General features: G+C 71.0%; 5 protein-coding genes and 2 pseudogenes. 3 read left to right on the forward strand and 4 right to left on the reverse strand.

Annotated features, from left to right (window positions below; all coding sequences use genetic code 11):
- Positions 1 to 412: pseudogene (locus ACLEQD_RS33750) on the forward strand (serine protease); the annotation flags it as partial.
- A gap of 156 nt (positions 413 to 568) precedes the next feature.
- Here ACLEQD_RS33750 and ACLEQD_RS33755 read toward each other — a convergent pair.
- A pseudogene (locus ACLEQD_RS33755) lies at positions 569 to 1,015 on the reverse strand (DUF2378 family protein); the annotation flags it as partial.
- Between the two features lie 372 nt (positions 1,016 to 1,387).
- On the opposite strand from ACLEQD_RS33755, the gene ACLEQD_RS33760 reads away from it, so the two are divergent.
- The gene (locus tag ACLEQD_RS33760; protein ID WP_410389708.1) at positions 1,388 to 3,511 is read left to right on the forward strand and encodes a M4 family metallopeptidase; all 2,124 of its coding nucleotides are present in this window, start codon (positions 1,388 to 1,390) and stop codon (positions 3,509 to 3,511) included.
- Between the two features lie 93 nt (positions 3,512 to 3,604).
- Here ACLEQD_RS33760 and ACLEQD_RS33765 read toward each other — a convergent pair whose 3' ends face one another.
- Genes ACLEQD_RS33765 through ACLEQD_RS33775 form a run of 3 tightly spaced genes read right to left on the reverse strand, consistent with a single transcriptional unit; the run spans position 3,605 to position 5,760 of the window.
- A complete protein-coding gene (locus ACLEQD_RS33765) occupies positions 3,605 to 4,327 on the reverse strand; it encodes a hypothetical protein (protein ID WP_410389710.1) in 723 nt (240 codons plus the stop codon).
- Positions 4,300 to 4,914 (reverse strand): hypothetical protein, encoded by a 615-nt coding sequence (locus tag ACLEQD_RS33770; protein ID WP_410389711.1) that lies wholly within the window; start codon positions 4,912 to 4,914, stop codon positions 4,300 to 4,302. Before ACLEQD_RS33770 ends, ACLEQD_RS33765 begins: the two co-directional genes overlap by 28 nt.
- 12 nt (positions 4,915 to 4,926) lie before the next feature.
- Entirely contained in the window at positions 4,927 to 5,760 is an 834-nt protein-coding gene (locus ACLEQD_RS33775; RefSeq protein WP_410389713.1) for a hypothetical protein, read from the reverse strand.
- Between the two features lie 119 nt (positions 5,761 to 5,879).
- On the opposite strand from ACLEQD_RS33775, the gene ACLEQD_RS33780 reads away from it, so the two are divergent.
- Positions 5,880 to 6,590 carry a hypothetical protein gene (locus ACLEQD_RS33780; protein WP_410389715.1) on the forward strand — a complete coding sequence of 237 codons (711 nt, stop codon included), beginning with the start codon at positions 5,880 to 5,882 and terminating at the stop codon, positions 6,588 to 6,590.
- The last annotated feature ends 197 nt before the right edge of the window (positions 6,591 to 6,787 follow it).

Here is a 6,787-nt window from a genome sequence, read left to right on the forward strand (position 1 = left end):
GGACGCGCCCCGGCAGCGCGCCACCCGCGTGCGCCAGGTGCCCCAGCACCCCGTGGGCCTGCTGGAGGGCTGCGCCACGCCGGCCGTGGAGTCCGTGGCCGCGCTGCTGAGCCAGGCCATCAACGTGGGCGCCCCCGCCTACAACCGGGGCGACGTGGAGGGGTGCTTCCGGCTCTACGCGCACACGGCCGAGCAGCTCATCGACGAGCGCGACGACTGCCCCGGCGTCCAGCGCGCGCTGCGCGACGGCCTCCTGCGCTGCGAGGGGCTGAAGGACGCGGAGGACCGCGCCTGGGCCCTGCGCGACACGTTCGACGGGCTGATGGACGTCATCGGCCGGTGGCGCCAGTCGCGTCCGGCGCCTCCCGCCGCCGCCAGCAAGCGCCCCCCGCCGAAGACGTACCTCAACTAGGGGCGGAGGGACGCGCCGGCCGTCAGGCCTCGTCCCAGCGGATCCGCAGCGAATAGCCGTGCGCGGCGCGCTCCGCCACGTCCACGCGCGGCAGCACCGCGTGCGGCGCAGCACCTGCTCCATCACGCCCGCCACGAAGTCCGGCAGCGGATCCGCGTCCACCACGCGCGCCCGCCACTCCCTGGCGCGCACCGGCTCCAGCATCAGCCGCATGTCGTCGCGGCCCGCGCGCAGGTACGTGGCAGCCGCGCCAGGCACCGCTCCGCGCCCAGCAGCGCGCGCCGCCGCGAAGATGCGCCCCACCAGCGTCTGCGCGAAACCCTCCACGTAGTGCGTGCCCAGCACCCGGTTGGCGTCCTCGCTGGCCAGGCCCGGGCACGCATGCCGCCGCGCCACCGCCAGCGACGCGCGCCACACCTCCAGCGGGAAGACCTCCTCCACCGCGTCCGGGTCGTAGCCCACGTCCCGCAGCGCCTGCGCGAACAGGCCGGACGGCCTCAGGGCGTGCTGAAACAGGCCCTCGAAGCTCCGGCGCGGCACCCGCACCGTCAGCGGCGCAAGGGCAGGCGCCTCCCGCGTCTCCGGATGAATCCACGGCTCCATGTCTTAAACCCCCCCAGGGTCCAGCCCCCGCACCAACCCGGCCGGGAAACCGTGTCGCAGTGTATCAGCCTCCACGCGGCCGGCCTGCCTGCCCGGTTGCCGCCCGGATGCACTTTTCCATCTATTTCCGCCGCATTTCCGGGCCCCCGCGGCGGCGGCTCCATGACGTGTAGCGTCTGGGATTTCAGGAATTCGGGTCACGATGGACCCCGACTGAAAGCAAAATTTCCGTGTCAACCGTTGAATTCACAGGAAGTCCACCGGCCCTATCCCCTGAATTCCGGGCTGCCGCGTTAACTTCTTCAACCCATCGGAAACTCTCGGAGTTCGTCGTGCGAGAATTGTTCATCCCCCTTGCAGCGTGAGTGTTCAATGACCATTCGCCGCACCGACGGTTCGACGCCCGTTTCTCTCCGCCCCACCACTGACACCGCGACCCCGGCGAAGGCCAAGAACGTCCTGCGCGTGAAGGACGGCTTCGAGTCCGTCTCCCGCACGGGCGCCGCCGCTGGCGCGCAGCCCACGGCCGCCGCGACGGCGCAGTCCTCCACGGGGGCCACGGCCGCGCAGCCCGGCCGCCTCGCGCTGGACAGCAAGGAGGCGCAGCAGGCCATCCAGGCGTCCCTGAAGCACCTCACCCCGCCGATGACGGCCTCGTCGCTGCTGGCGGCGAACAAGAGCGGCCCGACGCTGGCGCCCCGGAGCGTGGAGCGCGACGCGCTGGGCATGACCCACGTGCGCCTGGACCGCATGCACGAGGGCGTGAAGGTCTTCGGCGAGCAGCTCATCAGCCACCTGGGCGCGGACGGCAAGGTGTCCAGCATCACCGGTGAGCAGAACCCCATCCCCGCGGGCCTGGGTTCGCAGAAGCCCAAGCTGGCGCCGCAGCAGGCCATCGACATCGCGAAGAAGGAGCTGGGCGGCAAGGCCGACAAGCAGCCCTCTTCCGAGCGCGTCATCTACCAGGACCAGCAAGGCAAGTACCACTCCGCCTACCAGGTGGAGGTGACGCAGATCGCCGGGCAGGAGAAGCCCAAGAAGCAGAACTACATCATCGACGCCAACACCGGGAAGGTGCTGGAGAGCTTCAACAAGATCGGCGGCTGGTCGAAGTCCGCCGCGGCGCCCGTCCTGGTCAACGGCACGGCCAGCCCCAACGTCGCCATCCCGGACAAGGGCCAGGTCCAGTCGAAGATCAACATCCCGGACGGCGTGACGGTGGACCAGCTCAAGCTGGACCTCAACGTCAAGCACACCTGGAGCGGCGACCTGAAGGTCACGCTGACCAGCCCCTCCGGCAAGTCCGCCGTGGTGCAGGACCGCAAGGGCGGCTCCAAGGACGACATCGCGGGCTCCTTCGACCTCTCCGAGGCCTTCAAGGGCGAGAGCGCCAAGGGCGAGTGGACGCTCACCGTCGAGGACAAGGCCGCGCGTGACACGGGCACCCTGAACAACTGGAGCCTGAACATCACCGCGAAGGAGACCACGCCTCCGCCGACGGATCCGCAGAACCCGCCCGCGGGCACCGCGGACGACGTGTCCATGTACAGCGGCCACGTGGACCTGAAGACCAAGAAGGAAGCGGACGGCACGTACTCGCTGGAGGACTCGACGCGCGGCAAGGGCGTGGTGACCTACGACGCGAACAACAAGTCCACCGCGTCCGGCCAGACGAAGATCTCCGACGACAACGACAAGTGGGGCGAGGCCACGGACCCGGCGCGCGCCAAGGCCGGCATCGACGCGCACTACGGCGCGGCCATGACCTACGACTTCCTCAAGGACGTCCTGGGCCGTGACTCCATCGACGGCGCCGGTGAGAAGCTCGTCAACTACGTGCACGTGAAGAACAACTACGTGAACGCGTACTGGGACGGCGAGAAGATGAGCTACGGCGACGGCGACGGGAAGCAGTCCGGCCCGCTCACCACGCTGGACATCGCGGGCCACGAGATCGCGCACGGCCTCACCGAGCGCACTGCGGGCCTCGTGTACAGCGGCGAGTCCGGCGGCCTGAACGAGTCCTTCTCCGACATCATCGGCACGGGCGTGGAGTGGTACGCCGCGCAGAAGAACCCCGAGGCCAAGTGGAACTGGACCGTGGGCGAGGCCGCGTGGACGCCGAACAACGGCAACTCCGAGGACGGCCTGCGCTACATGAACGACCCGACCTCGGACGGCTACTCGGTCGACAACTACAAGAACTACCCGAAGCAGACGGAGGTGCACGGCTCCAGCGGCATCTCCAACAACGCCTTCTACCTCCTGGTGGAGGGCGGCAAGAACCGCACCTCCGGCCTGGAGGTGAAGGGCGGCATCGGCATGGAGGACGGCCTGAAGATCTTCGGCCGCGCCCTCACCACGTACATGACGCCGAAGACGACGTTCGCCCAGGCGCGTGAGGCCACCATCAAGTCCGCCACCGACCTGTACGGCGCGGACTCCACCCAGGTGCAGAAGGTGAAGGACGCCTGGACCGCGGTGGGCGTGAACTAGCCCCACCGCTGAAGACCTCCTGAAACACCCCGAGGCGGGTCCGGTGTCACCACCGGGCCCGCTTCTTCCTTTGCGGCCGTCAGGGCCGGAGGCTCAGGCGAAGAAGCGCGTCAGCACCGCCACCATGCGGGCCACGTCGGACGCGGCGGCCAGCTCGCGGATGGAGTGCATGGACAGCATGGGGTTGCCCACGTCCACCGTGCGGATGCCCAGCTGCCCCGCGGTGATGGGGCCAATGGTGCTGCCGCAGCCCAGGTCCGTGCGGGTGACGAAGTGCTGGGGCGTGACGCCCGCCTCCTTGCACAGCGCGGCGAAGTGCGCCCACGACTCGCCGTCCGTCGCGTAGGACTGGTTGACGTTGGACTTGATGACCGGGCCGCCGCCCAGCTGCGGCTGGTGCCGGGGCTCGTGCATGGAGGAGTAGTTGGGGTGCACCGCGTGCGCCATGTCCGCGCTCACCAGGAACGAGCGGCGGATGGCCCGGTGGAACGCGTCCGCGCGCCCGTCCGAGTGCCCCTGGACGATGCGCTCCAGCAGGTCCCTCAGGAACGGCGACGCGGCGCCCTGCGCGCTGCGGCTGCCGCACTCCTCGTGGTCGTAGAGCACCACGCCCACCGTGGCCTCGCGCTTGTCCGTGCCGGACAGCAGCGCCGTGAGCCCGGTGTGGCAGCTGGCCAGGTTGTCCAGTCGGGGCGCGTGCAGGAACTCCCCGTGCAGGCCGGAGCGCGTGGACGGCTGCAAGTCATAGAGGCACAGGTCGTAGCCCAAGAGGTCGTCCGCGGCGGCCTTCACCCCCGCGCGGCCCAGCTCCTCCACCAGCAGCGCGCGCAGCTCCGCGGGCCCGCGCTCTCCAGGCCCAGCACCGGCACCATGTGCTCCTGCGGGTTGAGCTTCAGGCCGTCCGTGTTGACGCCGCGGTTCAGGTGGATGGCCAGGTTGGGCACGCGCAGGAGCGGCCGGCGGAAGTCCACCAGGTGGTGCCGGGGGCGGCCGTCGTGCAGCGCCACCACGCGGCCCGCGAGCGACAGGTCGCGGTCCGTCCACGTGTGCAGCAGCACCCCGCCATAGACTTCCACGCCCAGCTGCTGGTAGCCGTGGCGGTTGACGGCCGCGTTCGGCTTGAGGCGCAGGTTGGGCGAGTCCGTGTGCGAGCCCACCAGCCGGAAGCCGGTGGTGTCCACGGGCTTCGTGCCCAGCTGGAAGGCGGCGATGCTGGTGTCGCCGCGGATGACGAAGACCTTGTCGCCGGGCTTCAGCGACCAGGACTCGCGCTCGTCCAGCTCGCGGAAGCCCGCGGCGGTGAGGCGGCGGGCCGTCTCGCGCACGGCGTGGTACGGCGTGGGCGACGCGTCGATGTACTGGAGGAGGTCGTTGGCCTGCGTGTCGATGTCGGTCGGGCTCATGGGCCCGGCACGCTAACGCCGTCCGGCCCCGGTGCCACGTCCGACTGTCACCGCCCGGACAGGCGGAGGGGCGCCCGCCGGCAGGATGGTGGAGGAAGGGCGCGTCCCGGGCGCCGCGTCCAGGAAGGTGCCCAGCAGCACCCAGCGGCGGGCCGCGTCCTCCCGGGACGGCTTCGCGGCGAGCGGCGTCGTGTAGTGCCAGAAGGGCAGCCGGTACACGGTGATGCCGCCCACGGTGCTGACCTTGGTCAGCTCGGAGAAGTGCCCGTCCTTCGCGTACACGAGGTACTGGTGGTCCACGGCGGGCAGGGTGAGGCTCACGTGCATGTCCACGTAGCCGTCGCGCGCGTCCGCCTCCTCCGGGTGGTGGTCGTTGTGCGGGCCCGTGTAGTCGCCCGGCCCGTAGCAGAGCACCTGGATGCCCCAGCCCCGCTTGAGCGGCCGGCCGCTCACCGCCGCCGCGAAGGCCGCGAACGTGTCCGAGCGCAGCAGCCCCACCAGCCCCACGCCCTCCGCCGCGCGCCACGAGCGCGAGCGCCGGCTCTCCAGGAGCGCGGTGCGCACGCGCACCGTCTTGGGCAGCGCCTCCGTGTAGTTCTCCACCATGCCGGAGATGGAGTCCTCCGGGATGGGGTCCTCCATGGTGACGAGCGTGTCCCGCAGCGCCGCGTCCAGGACGTCCCGGGCCTCGGCCGCCTTCTTCACGTCGATGACGCCCTGCAGCGCGATGAAGGGCCGCGTGGGGTCCAGCAGCGCCCCGCACGTCTCGGAGTCTCGGCCTTCGAGAATGCGGCGGCCCTTCGGGGTGAGCAGGTCAGCGAACTGGGTGGGGAGGCGCGGGGACATGGCGCGCACCATACCGGGCCGAGGGGGGAACGCACGCGCCGCGAGGGGCGCGGGAGGCAACTCCCCTGCCCTCCCGGCGATAATCCGGTACTCCGAAATCCAGGGTAGAAGGTGCCTCCATGACGCAGCCCATCCGCAACCGTCCCGCCGCCCCCTCCGTCGCTCCGTCCCGCACGCAGGCGCCGGCCGCGCAGCCCGCCCGGGCCCACCAGGTCACGGAGGCGTCGCGCGCGGACGTGCTCAACCGCGCGGAGCTGGCGCGGATCCGCGCGACGACGGCGCCGGTGCAGGCGACGCCGGGCTCGTGGCGCGGGGGCGCGAACACGGAGGTGGGGCGCGCCATCCAGACCATGCGTCAGCGCCTGTCCGACGTGAACATCACCATCAAGGGTGACACGCCGCAGAGCCTGTTCGACCGGGCCATCCTGGACAACAAGCACGTCACCAACGAGCAGATTCTGGAGATGTCCCGGGTGACGCTGGACAAGCTGGCCACCGACCCGGAGTCGCGCGCGAAGGTGCTGGAGCGCGTGCCCAACGCGCGCGAGCTGCCGGTGCACCACTTCACGGTGGCGATGCTGTCCGCGGTGACGGGCATCGACCGCGCGGCGCTGTCGGAGGCCTGTCCCGACCTGGGCCTCACGGGCGCGCCCAACACGCCGCTGCTCTACGCCGCCCGCACCGAGCGCATGCAGCGTTCCACCGCCCTGCACGACTTCACGGACTACATGCGCGGCGCGGGCGTGAAGGGCATGAACAAGGCCGTCTGGGGCGTGGAGAACCGCGTCCTGTCCGCCCTCGTCTCCGCGCTGGGCGGCGGACGGTACTGAGGCCTCCGTAGCACCCCGGGCCCGCGCGGCGGAGGAGGCCTCGAGCCCCTCCCCTCGCGGGCTTCGCTTTGGGACGCAAGAGGCCGCGAAGGCAGGTGTGCCGCGCCGTCAGCGCGTCGTCAGTCGTCGCCCGCGCCGCCGGCCAGCCGCTGGCGCGCGACGTCCAACCGCTTCGCGCGCACCTTGGAGGCCAGGTC

This window comes from Corallococcus sp. 4LFB (genome assembly GCF_046520365.1).
GTDB lineage: Bacteria > Myxococcota > Myxococcia > Myxococcales > Myxococcaceae > Corallococcus > Corallococcus caeni.

Coding starts and splice junctions, on each gene's coding strand:
- ACLEQD_RS33760 (WP_410389708.1), top strand. CDS start 1,388: ATGACCATTCGCCGCACCGACGGTTCGACGCCCGTTTCTCTCCGCCCC.
- ACLEQD_RS33770 (WP_410389711.1), bottom strand. CDS start 4,914: ATGAGCCCGACCGACATCGACACGCAGGCCAACGACCTCCTCCAGTAC.
- ACLEQD_RS33775 (WP_410389713.1), bottom strand. CDS start 5,760: ATGTCCCCGCGCCTCCCCACCCAGTTCGCTGACCTGCTCACCCCGAAG.
- ACLEQD_RS33780 (WP_410389715.1), top strand. CDS start 5,880: ATGACGCAGCCCATCCGCAACCGTCCCGCCGCCCCCTCCGTCGCTCCG.